Raw genomic sequence first — 18,055 nt, 5'->3', positions numbered from 1 at the left:
TCCGATCCGGCGGCGACCTCGGTAGCCTGGGGATCATGCCGCAATCCACCCCGCAGCCGATGCCACCGAAACTCGCCGAGATCGTGGCCGAGTTCGCCGACGCCCCCCGGGACGTGGTCCTCGAAATGCTGCTGGAGTTCTCCGACGCGGTTCCGCCGCTGCCGGCCCATCTGACCGACCGGACCGGCATGGAGCAGGTGCCGGAGTGTCAGACGGCGTTCTTCCTCCGCGCCGAGGTGGCTCCGGACCGGACCGTGACCACCTGGTTCGACTGTCCGCCCGAGGCGCCCACCACCCGGGCCTTCGCCGGAATCCTGGCCGAGGGTCTGGCCGGGGCGAGCGCCGAGGAGGTGCTGGGCGTACCGGACGATCTCTATCAGCGGATGGGCCTGGCGCAGGCGATCAGCCCGCTACGGATCCGGGGCGGCAACGCCATCCTGGCCCGCCTCAAGCGGCAGGTACGCGAACAGCTCGGCTGAGGTACGTCGCCACCAGGCACTAAACCCCGCTCCGGCAACGTTTCACGTGCAACAGCATCGATAGCCCTCATTCGCCCGACCCTCCGCACCTCGATCCCGCCTCCTGCGAACAGCGTACGCAGTTGCGTTCACCCGACCCTGTGCGTACAGTGTGCGCAGTACGGAAACGCCGTACGCCTCGTCGGGGGAGAGACCATGTTGAACGGAAGTGCGGTGCCGGAGCGCCACCCAGGGCGTTGGCTCATCCTGGTCGTGCTGTGCCTCAGCACGCTGGTGCTGGTGATCGACAACATGGCGTTGACGGTGGCGGTCCCGTCCCTGGCCAAGGATCTTGGCGCGAGCGCCCAGGACATCCAGTGGATTCTGGATTCCTACATCCTGGTTTTCGCCGGCCTGCTACTCACGACCGGCAGCCTCTCGGACCGGTTCGGCCGCCGGAAGGTCATGATCATCGGGCTGGCGCTGTTCGGAGTGGCCTCCCTGATGGCCACCTTCGCCTCGGACCCCGGCCAACTGATCATCGCGCGGATCGTGATGGGCGTGGGTGGCGCGCTGGTGATGCCGAGCACGCTGTCGATCCTGATCACGGTGTTCGACGACACCGAGCGCCGCAAGGCGATGTCCGCCTGGAGCGCCGTGGCGATGGTCGGCCTGGTGGGTGGCCCGGTCCTCGGCGGTGCGTTGATCGCCTGGTTCTGGTGGGGCGCGGTGTTCCTGATCAACGTGCCGATCGCGGCGCTGGCGATCATCGCGGCACTCGTACTGATGCCGGAGTCCAAGGGCCCCTGGCTGCGACCCGATCCGCTGGGCGCGATCCTCTCCGTGGTCGGGATGACCGCCCTGGTCTGGGCGATCATCGAGCTGCCCGCACACGGCCTGACCCATCCCGGCACCCTCGGCGCCTTCGCGGTGGCCGTACTGGCCCTGGCCGGGTTCGTGGTCTGGGAGACCCGCACCTCGGCTCCGATGGTTCCGCTGGGACTGTTCCGGGCCCGCAACTTCAGCGGCGGCAGCCTCTCCCTCACCCTGGTACAGATCGGTAACGGCGGACTGCTGCTGGTGCTGACCCAGTACCTGCAGTTCGTCCTCGACTACACGCCGACCGAGGCGGGCCTGGCCTTCATTCCGATGGCGGTCGCCTCGCTGGTCTTCAACATCCTCGGCGCCACCCTGGGCAACCGGCTCGGCAACCGCGTCCTGGCCGCGGTCGGGCTGACGGTGATGGCGGTCGGGTTCGGCCTGCTCGCGGTCGTCTCGCCGGACGCCGGGTTCCTGATGCTGGGAACGGCCCTGTTCGTCCTCGGTGCGGGCGGCGGGCTGGCGATGCCGGCGGCCATCGCGGCGCTGATGGGCACGGTGCCCGCCGAGCAGGCCGGGGTCGGTTCCGCGCTGAACGACACCATTCAGCAGGCGGGGGCCGCCCTCGGGGTGGCCATCCTCGGCAGCATCGTGTCGAGCGCGTTCACCGGCGCCATGTCCGGAGCAGCGCCCGAGGCCGCCCGCCACTCGATCGGTGACGCGCTCGGCATCGCCGCCCGGACCGGCGATGCCGGACTGGCCGCCGCCGCCCGCGACGCCTTCGGCACCGCGATGTCCGCCAGCTTCGCGGCGGCCGCCTGCGGCGTCCTGGCCGCGGCCGTACTCGCACTGCTCGTGATGCGTGACCCGAAGGCGGGGCCCACCCCGACCGCCGGCCCGGTGGAGGAACCGAGCCTGGTACTCGTCGGCCACTGACCCCGCCCCGCCGCCACCATCCACCCCCCTCGAACGGAGATCCCACGATGACTTTCGACAACGCCGCCTGGCAGGCCCGGTTCGACGAACTGCGCGAGATCCACCACGTACCCGGTGCGACCCTGGCCGTACTCGTCGACGGACAGATCCACGAGCTGGCCAGCGGCGTCCTGCACCGGGGCACCGGAGTGGTGACGACCACCGACTCCGTCTTCCAGTCCGGCTCGATCGCCAAGGTCTACACCGCCACCCTGGTGATGCAGTTGGTCGACGCCGGCAAGCTGGACCTGGACGCGCCGGTGGTGGACGTGCTGCCGGAGTTCGGCACGCCCGACCCCGAGGCGACGAAGCGGATCACGACCCGACAACTGCTCAGCCACACCGCCGGGGTGACCAACGACTTCACCTACGACTCGGGCCGGGGCGACGACTGTCTGGCCAGGTACGTCGAGGCCGCCAAGGAGGTGGCGCTGGACTGCCCGCCCGGCACGGCGGTCTCCTACGGCAGCCTCGGATACGTCGTACTGGGCCGCCTCATCGAGGTGCTCACCGGCAAGACCTGGGACCAGGCACTTCAGGACTACCTCGCGGGACCGCTCGGGCTCGCGCACACGATGACGCTGCCCGAGGAGGCGCTCCGGTTCCGGGTGGCCATGAGTCACCTCGGCGAGCCCGGCCAGGACCCCGATCCGGCTCCGGCCTGGGACCTGATGCCACGCTCGGCGGGCCCGTACGGCCGGGTCCTGATCACCGCCGCCGACGTCGCCTGCTTCGCCCAACTGCACCTGGCCGGGGGCACCTCCCCGGACGGCACCCGGATCCTCTCCGCCGACAGCGTGACGGCGATGCAGCGCCGCGAGGTGGACGTACCGGACAAGTGGACCGTCAGCGCGGACGGCTGGGGCCTGGGCTGGACCCTGTACGACTGGGACGGCATCGCCGGCTACGGCCACGACGGCGCCGCGATCGGCCAGTACGCCTACCTGCGGATCGTTCCGCACGCCGGGGTCGCGGTCGTCCTGCTGACCAACGGCGGCGGCGCCCGACAGCTGTACGCCGCGCTGTTCCGCGAACTGCTGGCCGAGTTCGCCGGAGTACGCATGCCGGAGGCGTTCGGGCCGGCCGCGCAACCGCCCACGGTGGACGTCACGCCACTGCTCGGCACGTACCGGCGGGAGGGTGTCGTCATCACGGTCAGCCGGCAGGCCGACGGCGCCGCGCACCTGCGGTACGAGTTCGTCGACGGCATGCGGGACCTCTCGCCGCCGCTGGAGATGGAGCTGACGCCGGTGTCGGAGAACGTCTTCGCCGCCTCCGGGGCCGGGCCCTCGTTCAGCGAGGACTACATGCCGGTGGTCTTCGCCACCCTGGCCAACGGCACCGAGTGCGTGTACGTCGGCATGCGCGCCGCGCCGAAGATCCGCTGACCGTTAGGGTGCCGGCAATGGTGGGTGACGGCGCCACGGTTCAGGTCGCCGCGCCGGCCACCCGTTCCACCTCGTTCAGCATCAGCCGCAGCGACAGGCTGTGCCGCTCCGGCGGCAACCGGTCCAGCGCCCGGCGGGCGTACCCGAGTCCGCCGGCCGCGTCTCCGGCGGAGGCCATCATCAGGCCCCGGTGCAGCTCGATGTGGGTCGCGAACCGGGGCAGGGTGACCGGCCGGGCGCGGTCCGCCGCCTCCTGCGCGGCGACCGCGCCCGGATGCCCGAGCCGGGACAGCAGCATGGATTCGAAGGTGTGGAACCGCCATTGCGGCACCGCGAAGTCGGAGATCTGCTCCGCGCTGCCGACCGTGTCGAAGACCCGCCGCGCGTCGTCCAGTTTGGACAGGCTGGCGACGGTGTCGCCCCGGAACGCCGCAACGTGGGCCTGCGCGGTGAGCGCGTTCAGCCGGCCCAGGCTCGGTCGCTCGGAGAGCCCGACGGCCTGGCCGGCGAGCCGGGCGGCGACCGGCAGGTGCGCCCCCTCGTACGCCAGGGCGAGGGCGGCGCGGCCGCGTACCCAGACCCGGGTGTCCAGGTCACCGGCCCGGTCCGCCGCGATCGCGGCCATCTCGTACGACCGGATCGCGCCCCGGCCGCCGTCGTTGGAGGGCAGGGTCTTGCCGTGCACCGTCATCAGCCGGGCCGCCACGCCCCACAGGTGTGGGCTGTCCAGCTCCTGTTGCAGGACGACCAGGTCGGCGGCGAGCCGGCCCTGGAGTTCCGCCGCACCGAGCGACATGTAGTCCTGGCCGTACGCCTCGGCCTGCGCCATCCAGTCGTCGACGTGCCGACGCGGGGCGATGGCGGCGGCGAACCCGTGCTGGATCAGCTCGGCGACCGCCGTGGGCACGACCACGGCCGCGGCGAGTGCGAGGGCACCTCTGCGGTTCACGCTGTCTCCCAACACCCGCTCGTAGGCCAACACCAGGTCCGGTGTGGCCGGCCGTTTGCCGAGCTCGACGTTGCACAGATGACTCTTGCTGTAGTTGGTACGGGCCGCCATCTGGGTCAGGGTGACCGCGGCGTCCGTACGCGCCACCCTCAGCCTTGCGCCGACGTGATCCATCCGTCTACCGCCTGTGCGCTCCGGAAAACACCTGAAAACCGCGCCTACTATCGGTAGTTCTCTCGTTACGGGAATGTGGGGATGTGGATCGCTTCTGCTCGATGTGGCACCGGTCAATGTTCTACCGCTTCCAGGTCCGGAACGTAAGCCTGGAGTGACCGGAGATCGGTGCGGAGGCAGTCAGCTCCGCGACCCGCGGGTACGACACGATCCGACCTCAATGGCCTCCGAGGTCGTGGCGTGATCTGTCCGCGCGGGCCGGGGCGCAGACCCGCCGTCTTCCCCCCTGGGAGGCGGGTCGCGCTCCACCGGGTGCGGCGGCCGTGCCGGCGGCCGCCGCACCTCCCCGCCAGCTCAGGAGGCGACTTGTGCGCGGCACACGGCTCGGTCGCGGGGGGGCGCGGCGATGGGCGATGACCGCCCCGGCCGCACGTCGGACGCGTAACCGGCTGATCCTCTCCGCCCGGCTCATCGTGGTCGAGCACTGGCCGGGAACGGACGGGAACTGCCCGATCTGCAAACTTCCGGACTGTTGGGCGCTGGCAACGGCATCCGCATATTTGGACGTGGTCAACGACCCATTTGTACCCGCGCGGCTCGCTGTCGATGTGGTACACATCGACAGCCGTGCCACCCTTTCAGCGATGGGGGCGACCGGTGGGGAGCCGGTTGACGGGGGCGAAGGGGAGCTAGCCGGATGAGCGAGACGACACTGTGTCTGCCGTGCGCGCTCGCCATGCGACCGCCGGTCACCTCACCGCCGCACGGCTGTCCCGGACAGGTACGCCTGGTCGCCGGCACCGGGCAGGTCCGGGTGGTGGTCTGCGGCTGCCCGGTCTGCTGGCCGGACCGCTCAGCCGACGACGGGTCGGGCCAGTCCGTCGACCACCTCGGCGCCGGGCAGGAGGCCGAGGGCGGAGCCGGGTAGGGCGATCTTGCTACGCCGGACGCCGGATCCGACGATCACGTACGGCATCTCGACCACCCGCGAGTCGACCAGGATCGGCCATGACCCGGGCAGTCCGATCGGGGTGATCCCGCCGTACTCCATCCCGGACAGTTCGACCGCGTCGTCCATCGGGGCGAAACTCGCCTTGCGTACGTTGAGGTGGCGGCGTACCACCCCGTTCACGTCGGCCCGGGTGGTGGCCAGTACGACGCAGGCCGCGTACCGGACCGTCCCCTCCCGCTTGCCGGCGACCACCACGCAGTTCGCCGAGACGTCCAGTCCCACCTCGTAGGCCTCGCAGAAGGCGGCGGTGTCCGCGAGCGTCGCGTCGATCGGCGCGACCAGTACGTCGTCGACGTCCACCGGCGCGTCGGCCGGCCACTGTGCGAGAGCGGCGGTCACCGGCGGTGCGAGCAGGTCGGCGCGGGTACGGGCCGGCTCTGTCTTCAGGGTTCCGATCACAACCGTGATCCTCGCACCGCAGGCCCCGGGCCGCTGCACCGGTCAGCGGTCGCGTGCCGGTCGGCGGTTGCCTTCCGGTCGGCGGTTGCCTTCCGGTCAGCGGTCACGTGCCGGGATCGTCAACTGCCGGCGAGGAAGGCGTTGTCCCGGAGCAGGGTCCGGTCCCGGAGCCTCGCCCGGTCCGGCGCGTCGGCCGCACGGGCCCGCCGGATGTCGACGTCCTCGATGCCGTGCCGGACGGCCAGCCGGACCACGCCGTACAGGAAGACGAAGCCGCAGACGTACATAATCGCGGCCAAAGCTATATAGATCATGACGTAAGGCTAGGCGCCGAATCGGGAAAATGTTTCTCGTTCGACGCGCCGTCGCCCGGTCGTGTCGGCGGGGCTGTCGTGCTGACCGGGCTGTCGTGCTGACCGGGCTGTCGTGCTGACCGGGCTGTCGTGCTGACCGGGCTGTCGTGCTGACCGGGCTGTCGTGCTGACCGGGCTGTCCTGCCGGCGGGGCTGTTGTGCCGGCGGGGCTTCCCGAAGGTTGGCTAAGCATGTTAGCTTTTTAGCTATGAACATTCTTCACCTTGATCGGGGACAGGGCCGGATCGGGTACGACGTCCAGGGCGAGGGACCGCTCGTGGTCTGCGTACCCGGGATGGGCGACGTCCGGTCGGTCTTCCGGTTCACCGTCCCCGCGCTGCGCGACGCCGGCTACCGGGTCGCCACCATGGACCTGCGCGGGCACGGCGACAGCAGCGACGGCTTCGACCGGTACGACGACGCCGCGATCGCGACCGACCTGCTGGCACTGGTCGACCACCTCGGCGGCGGCCCGGCCGTGGTGGTCGGGCACTCCCTCGGCACCGGAGCCGGAATCCTCGCCGCGCTGGCCGAGCCCGGCCGGATCGCCGGGCTGGCCCTGATCGGCCCCTTCGTCCGCGAACCGGACTTCAGCCCGCTCGCCCGGCTGGCGTACCGGCTGATGCTGCTCCGCCCCTGGGGTCCGGCCGTCTGGGCCGGCTACTACCGCCGGTTCCATCCCGGCCGCCCGCCCACCGATCTGGCCGAGCACCAGGCCCGGATCCGGCGGAGCCTCGGCACCGGCGATCACTGGCGGTCGTTCGTCCGCACCGCCCGCACCGCCATGCGGGACCGGGCAGCGGCCCGCCGGCTGACCGAACTCCGCACGCCGACCCTGGTGGTAATGGGTGAGAAGGACGCCGACTTCCCCGACCCGCCGGCCGAGGGCCGGTACGCCGCCGCCCAGCTGCGCGCCGACCTGCTGCTGGTGCCGGACGCCGGGCACTACCCGATGGCCGAGTACCCGGAGGTGGTCAACCCGACGCTGGTCCGGTTCGTCGACCGGGTCACCGCTTCGGCGCCGGTGTCCTGAGCAGCATCCACCGGTCCGCCTCCGCTGCCAGCGCCTACCAGCACCTAGCGGCACCTGTCAGCGCCTACCGGTGCCCCTTTGCTGGACGGTGGTCGTAGCCGGGGCAGCCGGCCGGCGGTTCTTGCGCCGTGATCGCGACCACCAGCCGGCTACCTCAACTAATATCCAGGTACGCGATACCGTGGGTCGGGTGACCTCGTCTCCGTACGCCCTCACCGTCGGTCAGCTCGCCGAGCGCAGCGGCGTCGCCGTCTCGGCCCTGCATTTCTACGAGGCCAAGGGCCTGATCACCAGTACCCGTACCAGTGGCAACCAGCGCCGGTACGGCCGCGACACGCTCCGACGGGTCGCCTTCATCCGGTTCGCGCAGCGGGTCGGTGTGCCGCTCGCCGAGATCCGTGCCGCGCTCGCCAGCCTGCCCGAGCAGCGCACACCCACCCGTGCCGACTGGGCCCAGCTGTCCGAGAACTGGCGTGCCCAACTCGACGACCGGATCACCGCGATGCAGCGGCTCCGCGACGACCTGTCGGACTGCATCGGCTGCGGCTGCCTCTCGCTGGACCGCTGCGCGTTGTCCAACCCCGACGACGTGCTGGGAAGCACGGGTACGGGCCCGCGTCGCCTGCTCGCCGGACTCGCCGGCTCGACACAGACGCCAGTACCCGAGGCCGGGAGCGCTCAGGCGTGCGGCCCGCAGCCCGGGTGCGCGCCGGTGGTCGGGGACTGCTCCGCGCCGCCTCCGCAGCCAGGAAAACCGCTGGTCCAGAGCGCATAAGGCAGCGGTGGAGGGGAAGGCATCGCCGGTCCACAGGCTCTGGGAGGGCGACATGCGGTACCCGAGTGCGGCCAGCGACAGCGGTACCGTCCCGTGGCGGGTCGGCCGGCCAGCCGGCGGCTCCGGTCGATGACGTCTCTGGGGCACAGGCTTCCCCGGGTACACCTGCCCGGCATCAACCTGCCCCGGCTGCACCTGCCCAACCTGCCGGCCGCGGTCTCGCCCGGCGCCGTGCCGGACCTCGTCGCCGGGTTCTCCCGGGGCGCCGAGTCGGTGGTGTTCCGGGCGGCGCAGGCCGCCGGGCTGAAGCGCCGTGCTGTCTGGTCCCGCCCCGGCCGGCACCACATCGAGGTGCACGGGGTCGCCCAGCCGGGCGGTGAACGACTCGCCGCGCAGGTCGAACGGGCGTTGGACGGGATGCCCGGCGTGCTGTGGGCCCGGGTCAACGCGCCCTCCGGGCGGGTGGTGGTGGCGGTGGGCCCACCCGAGCCCCGGCTGCGGGAACTGGTCGCGGCGATCGCCGCCGTGGAGCGTACCGACGGTCTCGAACCGGACCCGGACTGCCCGGAACCGCATCCGCCGGAGGAGGGCCCACGGACCCGAAGCGCCATGACCAGGATCGCCACCGACGCGTTCGGCCTCGGCCTGTCGGCGGCGGTACGGATCCTGCCGTTCACCCGGGCGCCGGGAGAACTCGCCGGCTTCGTCCGGGCGGTGGACCTGCATCCGAGGCTGCACTCGCTGGCCGGCCGGGGGCTGCGCGGCGACCACCGGGCGGACTCGGTGCTGCCGCTGGCGGCGGTGCTGGCCCAGGGACTGACCGGCGGTTGGGCCGGCATCCTGCTCGACGGCGCGCAGCGGGTTCTGCAATGGGGCGAGGCGCGTGCCCAACTCGCCGCCTGGGAAGAAGCCGAACCCCTCCTCGCCGGTACGCCGGAGCGGGCCTCGGCACCGCCACCACCGGACGAGCGTCCCCGGGGGAAGCCGGACGGGCCGGTCGAGCGGTACCTCGCCCGGGTGCTGGAGTCGGGCACCATCGCCGGGGCCGCGACGCTCTCTCTGGCCGGCCGCAAGCGTGCCGCCGCACTGGCCCTGGCCAGCCTGCCGAGCGCGGCCGTCGCCGGCCGGGAGGGGTACGCCGCACGGCTCGGTTGGCTGCTCGCCCGCCGGGGAGTGATCGCGATGGACCGCGGCGTCCTGCGTGAACTGGAACGACTCGACGTCCTGGTGCTGGACGCCGCCGCTCTCCGGTCCGCCCGGGGGGTCCTCACCGACCTGGTGCCACTACCGGGCAGCGACGCCGAACGGGTCGCCGTACAGGCCTTCAGCCTGTTCGATCCGGATCGCCCGGACCAGGTCCAGAACTCGGACAGCTGGCGCCTCGGACCGCTCGACGCGATGCCGGCGTCCGACGGCTCCGGTACCGAGGAGGTCGAGCGGCTGCGTTCCGCTGGTGGCACGCTGCTCGGTCTGGCCACGGACGGCTCCCTCGCGGCGGTGGTCCGGGTGGCCGCCGAGCCCGCCCCGGGAATCGACGCGCTGCCGGCCGCGGCCCGCCGCGCCGGACTGCGGCTACTGGTCGCGGGCGAGGAGGAGGACAGCCAGCGGTACGACTTCGCCGACGGCCACGTACCGGGTGGGTCCCGGCTGGCCGGGTCGATCCGGTCGTTGCAGTCCGAGGGTGCGATGGTCGCCCTGGTCTCCGGCGATCCGCGTGCCCTTGCCGCCGCCGACTGCGGGCTCGGCGTCTGGCGTCCCGAGGATCCGGCGCCCTGGGGAGCCCACCTGCTGGTCGGTGCGGACCTGTCGGTGCCGGCGCTGGTGATCGAGGCCGCCGGAATGGCCCGGACGGTGGCCCGGCAGAGCATCGCGCTCGCCACCGCCGGCAGCGGACTGGGCGCGTTGGCGGCCTTCACCGCCCCGCCGGCCCAGTTGCCCGCCCGGACGATGGCGGCGGTCAACGCCGCCGCCGGACTCGCCCTTGGTCACGGGGTCTGGCGGGCCGGCCGGCTGCCCGAACGACGGACCTCGCACACCGCGCCGCCGACCCCCTGGCACCTGATGCCGGTCGAAACCGTGCTGGCCCGGCTCGACACCGACCAGGCGGGCCTGTCCACCGAGAAGATCGACCGGCGTGGGCGACGTCCGGCGGGTGGCGGCGTCGACGGTCTCGACCTGCCCCGGGCGTTCGTCGAGGAGCTGGCGAACCCGCTCACCCCGGTGCTGGCGGCCGGCGCGGGCCTTTCCGCCGCAGTGGGTTCGGTGGCCGACGCCGCACTCGTCGGCGGGGTGATCGGGCTGACCGCGCTGATCGGCGCCGGACACCGCGTCTCCACCGAACGTTCGCTCGCCGAGCTGCTGTCCCGGTCGGCGGTGACGGCACGGGTCCGTCGGGACGGAACCGAGAGGGTGGTCGCGGCCGACGAACTCGTGCCGGGGGACGTCGTGGCGTTCGAACCGGGCGACGCGATCCCGGCGGACTGCCGGGTGATCGAGGCGGTCGGCCTGGAGACCGACGAGTCCTCGGTGACCGGGGAGTCGCTGCCGGTGGCGAAGACCAGCCATCCGGTGGTGGCCGCCGCGGTGGCCGACCGACGGTCGATGCTCTACGAGGGTACGACCGTGGCCGCCGGACGAGGCGTCGCGGTGGTGGTGGCGACCGGTGTGGACACCGAGATCGGCCGGGGCATGGCGCTGGCCGGCGAGGCCACCCCCACCAGCGGGGTCGAGGCCCGACTCGGCCGGCTCACCAGGATGTCCATTCCACTGGCCGCCAGTTCCGCCGTGGCGGTCGCCGGAGCCGGCCTGCTGCGCGGCGTACCGCTCGTCGAGTCGGCCGGTACCGCTGCCAACCTCGCCGTCGCGTCCGTACCGGAGGGGTTGCCGTTCCTGGTCAGCGCCGCCCAGTTGGCCGCCGCCCGCCGACTGGCCGAACACGGTGCGCTGGTCCGGAACCCGCGCACCATCGAGGCGCTCGGCCGGGTCGACGTGCTCTGCTTCGACAAGACCGGCACCCTGACCGAGGGTCGGCTGATGCTGGCCGGCCTCGGCGACGGCGAGCGGTACGCCGAACTCGACGCGCTGGACAAGGGACTGCGGCCGATCCTCGCGGCGGCGCTCCGGGCCACCCCGGCGGCCGACCGGCCCGAGGAGGTCAGCCAGCAGACCGACCGGGCGGTGCTGACGGGTGCCCGGCAGGCCGGGGTGGACACCGGAACCCGGACCCACGCCTGGCACCAGGCCGACGCGCTGCCGTTCGAGGCGTCCCGGGGCTACCACGCCACCGTCGGCCGGTACCGGGGAAAGTTCCTGCTCAGCGTCAAGGGCGCACCCGAGACGATCCTGCCCCGGTGTACCCGACGACGCGACCCGGGCGGTGACCGGGAGTTGGACGAGGCCGGCGGCCGGGCACTACAGGAGACCCTGGACCGGCACGCGGGCGCGGGCCAGCGGGTGTTGGCGGTGGCCGAACGGGAGCTGCCCACCGACACGGTCGGCGAGGACGACATCGGGGACCTGACGTTCGTCGGCTTCCTGGCCCTGTCCGACGGGGTCCGGGCGAGCGCGGCACCGGCGGTACGCCGGATCCGGCAGGCCGGCGTGCACACCATCATGATCACCGGGGACCATCCGGCCACCGCCGAGGCGATCGCGGCGATCATCAGCACCGACGGTGTGGCGCAACGCGTCGTCACCGCGACCGAACTCGACCAACTCGACGACGACGCGCTCGCCGAGCGGCTGGCCCGGACCGACGTGGTCGCCCGGTGTACGCCGACACACAAGGTACGGATCATCCGGGCGTTGCAGAAGTGCGGCCGTACGGTGGCGATGACCGGGGACGGCGCCAACGACGCCCCCGCGATCCGGCTGGCCGACGTCGGCATCGCGCTCGGCCAACGGGGTACCCCGGCCGCTCGGGCCGCCGCCGACCTCGTGGTCACCGACGACCGGCTCGAAACGATCATCGCGACCCTGATCGAGGGGCGGGCGATGTGGTCCTCGGTCCGGCACGCGCTCAGCATCCTGGTCGGCGGCAACCTCGGCGAAATCGCGTTCAGCGTCCTCACCGCCGCGCTGACCGGCCGATCCGCGTTGAACGGTCGACAGATGCTGCTGGTCAACCTGCTCACCGACCTCGCACCGGCGATGGCCATCGCGATCCGGGCCCCCCGCGAGGACAGCATGGACAGCCTGCTCACCGAGGGACCGGAGACCTCGCTCGGGGCCACCCTCACCCGCGAGATCGCGCTGCGGGCCGGCACCACAACCCTCGGTGCGACCACCGGTTGGACGCTCGCCCGCTACACCGGGACCCGACGCCGGGCCGGTACGGTCGCGCTGGCCTCCCTCGTCGGAACGCAGCTCGGCCAGACCCTGATCGACGGCGGGTTGAGTCCGAGCGTGCTGGTGTCGACCGCCGCCTCCGTGGCCCTGCTCGCCGCGGTGATCCAGACACCGGGGCTGAGCCAGTTCTTCGGGTGCACACCGCTCGGGCCGGTGGGCTGGGGCATCGCCGCCGGCAGCGCCATCAGCGCCACCCTGACGAACACCGCCGTGGACCGCCTGATCGGCACCTCGCCGGACGGTGACGGCAGGCCGACCGATAGGGACGACGAGGGCACGACGGCCGCCAGCCCGGCCTGACGTACCCGGGACAGCCGGTACGGCCACCGACCGGGGTTCCGGACGGTGGCCGTACGGTGCCGAGGCGTGGGGTCAGCTTCCCCGTACCTGCACCTGGTCCATCTCCCCCTGGGCAGCAGTGAGCTCGGTCACGAGAGTGGTCGCGCCGGATGCGAGGTCCATGATCCGCAGTGCGTCCCCCCGCTCGTCGGTCGTCCGCAGCAGCACACCCTCCGGCAGGTACCCGATCGGTTCCATCCGACCGGTGCCGGTCGGCGGCGGCGTCGGTCCGGGTCCGGTCTTCGTGGTGATTGTCGGGCGGGGCAGGTTCGCCCGACGTATCCCGCCAGCGGTCAGGTCGACCAGTAGCAGGTCACCGCCCATGTCCAGCCCCGGCATGCCGTCCTCCGGTCGCTCGGCGTGCACCACGCCCAGCCACACCGTCCGCCCGTCCGGAGCGAGCCTCGGCGGATCGTAGGTCCGGCTCTCCTTCGCTCCGAGGTACGGATTCAGGTCGACCTGGATCCGGGACCGGTCGAGGCCGGTCACCGGATCGACGACCCGGGCGTCGAGGTTCCGCTGCCGGGTGTTGTCGAGCCACGTCTGGTTGACCAGTACGTCGCCGCCGGGCAGCACCGCCTCCGCCCGCCACCGCTGCCGGTCGCCGACCGGAACCGGCTGCTGCGCTCCGCTGCTCAGGTCGAGCCGGATCGGCGGCGCGGTCTCGTTCAGGTTGTCGGTGAGCAGCAGCCAGCGGCTGTCCGGGGACCAGGCGACCGGCGCGTGCCCGTCCGTCAGCTCGAACCGTGCGGTCCCGAGGAGGTCGCGGACCACGTACCGGCCGGCCCGCTGCTCGCCCAGCCACCGACCGTCCGGAGACAGTCCGGGTCGGGTGTAGGAGACGCCGTCCTTGCTGGTGACCCCATCCGCGAGTCGGTGCTGCCGGCCGTCGGCGGTGAGCAGCACCAGCGGGCGTGCTCCGGGCGCCGTCGTGCCGTAGATCAACACGCCCTGGCCGACCTTGCCGCTGGCCGGCAACGGTTCCGGGTCGGTCGCCGGCAGTTCGAGCCGCTCCGGTAGCCAGTCGATCCTCGGCGGCGCCGCGACATCCAGGTCGCCGGACGGACCCGGTCGCAGTCCCGCCACCGCGACCAGTCCGACCAGCACCACCGCCGTCGCGGCGGCGACCGGGGCGAGCCGGGCGGCGCGGCGACGCCGCCGGGCCACCTGGAGCGCGCGCCCGGTGACGTCGTACACCTTGGCCTGCTCGGCCAGCTCATCGAGTCCGTTCCTCAACCCGTCCACGTTCCACCTCCATCGGTTCCCTCATCAGTTCGGCGAGTTCGGGGGCGAGCGTCCGGAGCCGGCCGAGCGCATGACTGGTCTGGCTCTTCACGGTGCCGACCGAGCAGCCCAGCACCGCAGCGGTCTCGGCGGTGGAGAGATCCTCGAAGTAGCGCAGCACCAGCACCGCCCGCTGCCGCCAGGTGAGCCGGGCAAGCGCGCGTTCCAGCAGGAGCCGCCGGACCACCGCGTCGGCGCCGTCCGGTGCCCGGTCGAATTCGGGTACGCCTCCGGCCGGCTGAACGACCTGGCGACGCCATCTCCGCCAGGACAGAATCCGCTCGTTGTACATCACCTTGCGGACGTACGCCTCGGGGTCACCGGTCCCGGACACCCGTCGCCACCGTGCCGCAACCTTCACCAGCGCCGCCTGGAGCAGGTCCTCGGCGTCGTGATGCTGTCCGGTGAGCAGATAGGCCACCCGGGACAGTCGCACCAGTCGCGCCTCGACGAACTCCCGGAACCCCGCGTCGTCGTCCACAAGTCCTCCCACGACTCTTCCATTGCCGAATACATGCCTGCGGGGCGCCGGAGGTTGGAACCCCCAACAAAGTTGGCGACACGGAGTCGGGCGGCGAATCCAAATATCTCGTTACTTCTATTAATTCTCCTGACTGATCAGTAGCGTCACGGTAGCCATCGGTGGCGGGGGCCACCGACGATGGCACGACGGAGGGGGATACATGCGTCGACCAATCGCCATACTGGCTGCCGGGACACTGGTGGCCGCCGTGCTCACGCCGAGCAGCGCCCAGGCCCGGCCGGGCCCCGAGGACGCCGGCGCGAAGGGCACGGCCACCGCCAAGTCCGGGCCCGGCATCGCGGCCCGGGCACCGTCGGGACCGAATCCGTTCCTCGCGCTGCTGCCGGATCCCAGCAAGGCGGACTACGCCGGCTGGCGGAACTGGCTGGCCGCAAAGGGCGACCAGCGTGCCGACCTGCGGGCCCGACAGCGGGCGGCGCTCGCCGCGCCGCTGCTGGCCGACGAGGAGGAGCCGGCCGGCATCCGGAACGGCAACGACACCCCGGCGACCGCGCAGCGAATCACCGGCTTCGGCACCGGCGCCAAGGAGAACTTCCAGCTCCGGATCCTCGGTGCGCTCTCGCCGGAAGAGCTGGACCCGGAGGAGATCGCGCCGAATCCGGAGGACGACGGGGCGATCCCGCTGGCCGGTGAGACCGGCGTCGGCGACACCCGCAAGGCAGTCACCACGTCCGCCGAGATCGGCGACGGTCCGCACGGCAGCGCCGGTGACGGCACGGGTGACTTCGACTTCTACGAGGTCACCGGGGTCGCTGGCCAGACCGTGACGATCGACATCGACACCCCGACCGACGACCTGGACTCGATCGTCGCCCTCTTCGACTCCGAGGGCGAGGTGGTGGCCGCCAACGACGACAGCGCGGACGGTTTCGACAGCCTGCTGGTCCACGAGTTCACCGAGGACGGCAGCTACTACGTCGCGGTCGTCGGCTATCCGTCCGTGCCGGTCGACCCGTTCGACTCCGGCAGCGGGCTGGGCGTCGGCACCGAGGGGCCGTACCAGGTCACCATCCACACCGGCGAGCAGGACGTCGACTTCTTCGCCGTACGGCTGCGTCCGGGTGATGTGCTCGGTGCCTCGGTCAAGGGTGCGGCCACCAAGGTGACGGTCTACGACACCGATCGGCGTGAGGTGCACGGCTCCGACCAGGACGCCAGCGGCATCTACCCGGCGAACAGCCCACTGCCGGGCGGTGGCAACGCGGTCACCGAGCACGTCGCCGACAAGGCGGGCTGGCACTACGTCGGGGTCAGCGCGGGCGACGGGAACTACGACATCACGGTCGAGGCGTACCGGCCCGGCCTGGAGGGCGAGCGTCCCCGCCAGACGATCTTCCTCGACTTCGACGGGGAGCGGATCAACACGGCGATCTTCGGTGGTCCGGGCGTGCGTACGCTCAGCCCGTTCCGGGCCTTCCTCGGCAGGTGGGGGCTCAGCGTCGACGACGAGGACGCCGTGATCGACGCGATCATCGCCGAGGTGGAGGAGAACCTCCGCGCGGACATGGTCGCCAGCGGTCTCAACCAGCGGTTCGACCTCCGGATCCGGAACAGCCGCGACCATGCCGACCCGTTCGGGGAGGCGAACGTCAGCCGGGTGATCATCGGCGGCACCATCGTCGAGTCCGGAATCCCGACCATCGGCATCGCCCAGTCGATCGACCCGGGCAACTTCGGCACGGAGGACTCCGCGCTGGTGCTGCTCGACGTGCTGAGCGACCCGGCCGGCGAGGAGACGTCGCTGAACACGTACCTGACCGGAGCCAGCGACCGGATCGGCTTCGTCGGCCGGGCGGTGGGTAACGTCACCGCGCACGAGGCCGGGCACTTCCTCGGCGACTGGCACGTCGACCAGTTCAACGAGCAGGCCAACATCATGGACCAGGGCGGCAACTTCGCGCTGATGTTCGCGGTCGGCCCGGACGGCGTCGGCGGCACCGCTGACGACCCGGACGTCGACTTCGGCGAGGACGAGTTGAACCCGAACGAGGGCTTCACCGGCATCGAGGACACCCTCAGCCGGATCGCCCTCACGGTCACGAGGTAGCCGGTCGGGACCGGTCCGCCGGTCCCGACCCCGCAAAGCAAGGCTCTCCGGCCCGGGAGCCGTCGTCGAGGCGACGGTTCCCGGGCCGGTACGTTTGCTGGCCGGGGCGTGCCGGAAACGGGGCGGGCACGGCAGGACAGGGCACCGCGAGGAGATCGAGGCGAGGAGAGCTGATGCGCTACGTACGGTTGGGCAACTCGGGACTGGAAGTGTCGAGTGTCGTCCTCGGCTGCATGAGCTTCGGCGATCCGCAGCGCGGCACCCACGAGTGGTCGGTCGGCCTCGACGAGTCGCGGCCGTTCGTCCGGCAGGCGATCGAGGCCGGGATCACCACCTTCGACACCGCCAACGTCTACTCGGCCGGCACCAGCGAGGAGATCACCGGCAGGCTGCTCGGCGAGTTCGCGAAGCGCGACGAGGTGGTGATCGCCACCAAGGTGCACGGCCGGATGGCTCCGGGACCGAAGGGCGGCGGACTCTCCCGGGCGGCGATCCTCAGCCAGGTCGACGAGAGCCTGCGCCGGCTCGGCACCGACTACATCGACCTCTACCAGATCCACCGGTACGACCCGAACGTGCCGATCGAGGAGACGATGGAGGCGCTGCACGACGTGGTCCGGGCCGGCAAGGTCCGCTACCTCGGCGCCTCCTCGATGTGGACCTGGCAGTTCGCGCAGGCGCAGCACGCCGCCGACCTGAACGGCTGGACCCGGTTCGTCTCGATGCAGGACCAGTACAACCTGATCATGCGCGAGGAGGAACGGGAGATGCTGCCGTACTGCCTCGACCAGGGCGTCGGGGTGCTGCCGTGGAGCCCGCTCGCCCGGGGCCGGCTGACCCGGGACTGGGACGCCGGGACGCGGCGCAGCGAGACCGACCGGTTCGGCGGCACCCTCTACCGGCAGGCTGAGGAGGCCGACCGCGCGGTCGTCGACACGGTCGCGGCGGTGGCCGGTGAACTCGGCGTGTCCCGGGCCCAGGTCGCGCTGGCCTGGCTGTGGCACCAGCCGGCGGTGACCGCACCGATCGTCGGTGCCACGAAGCCGGAGCACATCGCCGACGCGGTCGCCGCGGTCGAGTTGGCGCTCGGCGAGGACGAGCTGCGCCGGCTCGGCGAGCACTACGTACCGCACGCTGCGGAAGGGTTCTGAGCAACCGG

The 18,055-nt window shown here is 72.0% G+C and carries 12 protein-coding genes and 1 pseudogene; 8 read left to right on the top strand and 5 right to left on the bottom strand.

The window, feature by feature from the left end; genetic code table 11:
- Nucleotides 1-59: 59 nt before the first annotated feature.
- The 3 genes from H4W31_RS08875 (at nt 60) to H4W31_RS08865 (ending at nt 3,640) form a co-directional block, all read left to right on the top strand.
- A complete protein-coding gene (locus H4W31_RS08875; RefSeq protein ID WP_377425216.1) occupies nt 60-479 on the top strand; it encodes a SufE family protein in 420 nt (139 codons plus the stop codon).
- A 195-nt stretch (nt 480-674) separates the two neighbouring features.
- Complete coding sequence (locus tag H4W31_RS08870; RefSeq protein WP_192766219.1) at nt 675-2,213, top strand: MFS transporter; 1,539 nt, start codon at nt 675-677, stop codon at nt 2,211-2,213.
- Nucleotides 2,214-2,260: 47 nt separating this feature from the next.
- On the top strand, nt 2,261-3,640 hold the full coding sequence (locus H4W31_RS08865) for a serine hydrolase domain-containing protein (RefSeq protein ID WP_192766218.1): 1,380 nt from the start codon (nt 2,261-2,263) through the stop codon (nt 3,638-3,640).
- A gap of 40 nt (nt 3,641-3,680) precedes the next feature.
- Here the strand turns inward: H4W31_RS08865 and H4W31_RS08860 are convergent, their stop codons facing one another.
- From H4W31_RS08860 to H4W31_RS08850, 3 genes are all read right to left on the bottom strand, one after another.
- The gene (locus H4W31_RS08860) at nt 3,681-4,763 is read right to left on the bottom strand and encodes a helix-turn-helix domain-containing protein (RefSeq protein WP_192766217.1); all 1,083 of its coding nucleotides are present in this window, start codon (nt 4,761-4,763) and stop codon (nt 3,681-3,683) included.
- Between the two features lie 853 nt (nt 4,764-5,616).
- Nucleotides 5,617-6,171 (bottom strand): YbaK/EbsC family protein, encoded by a 555-nt coding sequence (locus tag H4W31_RS08855; RefSeq protein ID WP_192771949.1) that lies wholly within the window; start codon nt 6,169-6,171, stop codon nt 5,617-5,619.
- Nucleotides 6,172-6,293: 122 nt separating this feature from the next.
- On the bottom strand, nt 6,294-6,488 hold the full coding sequence (locus H4W31_RS08850; RefSeq protein ID WP_192766216.1) for a hypothetical protein: 195 nt from the start codon (nt 6,486-6,488) through the stop codon (nt 6,294-6,296).
- Between the two features lie 247 nt (nt 6,489-6,735).
- Between H4W31_RS08850 and H4W31_RS08845 the strand changes: the two genes are divergently transcribed.
- The 3 genes and pseudogenes from H4W31_RS08845 to H4W31_RS08835 all read left to right on the top strand — a co-directional run bounded on the left by H4W31_RS08845 (nt 6,736) and on the right by H4W31_RS08835 (nt 12,982).
- Nucleotides 6,736-7,560, top strand: a complete 825-nt coding sequence (locus tag H4W31_RS08845) for an alpha/beta fold hydrolase (RefSeq protein ID WP_192766215.1) — start codon at nt 6,736-6,738, stop codon at nt 7,558-7,560.
- 190 nt (nt 7,561-7,750) lie between these two features.
- Nucleotides 7,751-8,188: pseudogene (gene soxR, locus H4W31_RS08840) on the top strand (redox-sensitive transcriptional activator SoxR); the annotation flags it as partial.
- A 276-nt stretch (nt 8,189-8,464) separates the two neighbouring features.
- Nucleotides 8,465-12,982 carry a cation-translocating P-type ATPase gene (locus H4W31_RS08835; protein ID WP_192766213.1) on the top strand — a complete coding sequence of 1,506 codons (4,518 nt, stop codon included), beginning with the start codon at nt 8,465-8,467 and terminating at the stop codon, nt 12,980-12,982.
- Between the two features lie 72 nt (nt 12,983-13,054).
- On the opposite strand, the gene H4W31_RS08830 is transcribed toward H4W31_RS08835, so the two are convergent.
- Together H4W31_RS08830 and H4W31_RS08825 are read right to left on the bottom strand one after the other, a co-directional pair.
- Entirely contained in the window at nt 13,055-14,266 is a 1,212-nt protein-coding gene (locus H4W31_RS08830; RefSeq protein WP_192766212.1) for a TolB family protein, read from the bottom strand.
- Nucleotides 14,238-14,798 carry a SigE family RNA polymerase sigma factor gene (locus tag H4W31_RS08825; protein WP_318783096.1) on the bottom strand — a complete coding sequence of 187 codons (561 nt, stop codon included), beginning with the start codon at nt 14,796-14,798 and terminating at the stop codon, nt 14,238-14,240. Before H4W31_RS08825 ends, H4W31_RS08830 begins: the two co-directional genes overlap by 29 nt.
- Before the next feature lie 190 nt (nt 14,799-14,988).
- Here H4W31_RS08825 and H4W31_RS08820 point away from each other — a divergent pair, with 190 nt between their 5' ends.
- Nucleotides 14,989-16,896 carry a PPC domain-containing protein gene (locus H4W31_RS08820; RefSeq protein ID WP_192766211.1) on the top strand — a complete coding sequence of 636 codons (1,908 nt, stop codon included), beginning with the start codon at nt 14,989-14,991 and terminating at the stop codon, nt 16,894-16,896.
- 173 nt (nt 16,897-17,069) lie between these two features.
- Nucleotides 17,070-18,047 (top strand): aldo/keto reductase, encoded by a 978-nt coding sequence (locus H4W31_RS08815; protein WP_192766210.1) that lies wholly within the window; start codon nt 17,070-17,072, stop codon nt 18,045-18,047.
- Nucleotides 18,048-18,055: the final 8 nt, after the last annotated feature.

The sequence above is a fragment of the Plantactinospora soyae genome (assembly GCF_014874095.1).
Lineage (GTDB): Bacteria > Actinomycetota > Actinomycetes > Mycobacteriales > Micromonosporaceae > Plantactinospora > Plantactinospora soyae.
The sequence above is the reverse complement of the archived record's forward strand: the minus strand, read 5'-3'. Positions and strand labels throughout refer to the sequence as shown.

What these genes read in the sequence shown, in the direction of transcription:
- H4W31_RS08875 (WP_377425216.1), top strand. Translation starts at nt 60, where the DNA reads ATGCCACCGAAACTCGCCGAGATCGTGGCCGAGTTCGCCGACGCCCCC.
- H4W31_RS08870 (WP_192766219.1), top strand. Translation starts at nt 675, where the DNA reads ATGTTGAACGGAAGTGCGGTGCCGGAGCGCCACCCAGGGCGTTGGCTC.
- H4W31_RS08865 (WP_192766218.1), top strand. Translation starts at nt 2,261, where the DNA reads ATGACTTTCGACAACGCCGCCTGGCAGGCCCGGTTCGACGAACTGCGC.
- H4W31_RS08860 (WP_192766217.1), bottom strand. Translation starts at nt 4,763, where the DNA reads ATGGATCACGTCGGCGCAAGGCTGAGGGTGGCGCGTACGGACGCCGCG.
- H4W31_RS08850 (WP_192766216.1), bottom strand. Translation starts at nt 6,488, where the DNA reads ATGATCTATATAGCTTTGGCCGCGATTATGTACGTCTGCGGCTTCGTC.
- H4W31_RS08845 (WP_192766215.1), top strand. Translation starts at nt 6,736, where the DNA reads ATGAACATTCTTCACCTTGATCGGGGACAGGGCCGGATCGGGTACGAC.
- H4W31_RS08835 (WP_192766213.1), top strand. Translation starts at nt 8,465, where the DNA reads ATGACGTCTCTGGGGCACAGGCTTCCCCGGGTACACCTGCCCGGCATC.
- H4W31_RS08820 (WP_192766211.1), top strand. Translation starts at nt 14,989, where the DNA reads ATGCGTCGACCAATCGCCATACTGGCTGCCGGGACACTGGTGGCCGCC.
- H4W31_RS08815 (WP_192766210.1), top strand. Translation starts at nt 17,070, where the DNA reads ATGCGCTACGTACGGTTGGGCAACTCGGGACTGGAAGTGTCGAGTGTC.